The organism is Treponema sp. R6D11 (assembly GCF_054786075.1).
In genome coordinates, this window is the sequence record NZ_BDHD01001161.1 from 1 (window position 1) to 372 (window position 372).

Annotated in this window: 1 pseudogene; it reads left to right on the forward strand. The window is 44.9% G+C overall.

What is annotated here, in order from left to right:
* Window positions 1-85: 85 nt before the first annotated feature.
* Window positions 86-372, forward strand: a pseudogene (locus ACYVTD_RS17930) (hypothetical protein); the annotation flags it as partial.

Below are 372 nucleotides of genomic sequence, written 5' to 3' on the forward strand. Positions count from 1 at the left end.
TATCCTTTCGATAACAATGAATCAAATTATTAAAATTAAGAATAAATATGAATCCAGACAAAAACATAATCCATAGGTGGTTAAAATGGCAATTGTAAAAAGAGGCAGAAAGCCGGAAGAATCAATATCCGACGGCAATAGCGAAGAAGCCGCGAATTTAGAAGAAGGCGAACAGAACAACGAATCCGGCAACGGAGACAAGCCCAGACGGGTAGTTGTCAGCGGCAGAAAACCCTACTCTGAACAAAACGGCGAATCAGAAGAACAGACAAACGGGCAGAATGTACCGGGAGATCTTCCCGCGTTACCAAAGTTGCCCTCCATGCCCGATCTGTACGGCAAGCCAATCCCAAGGCAGGATCAGGATAACGG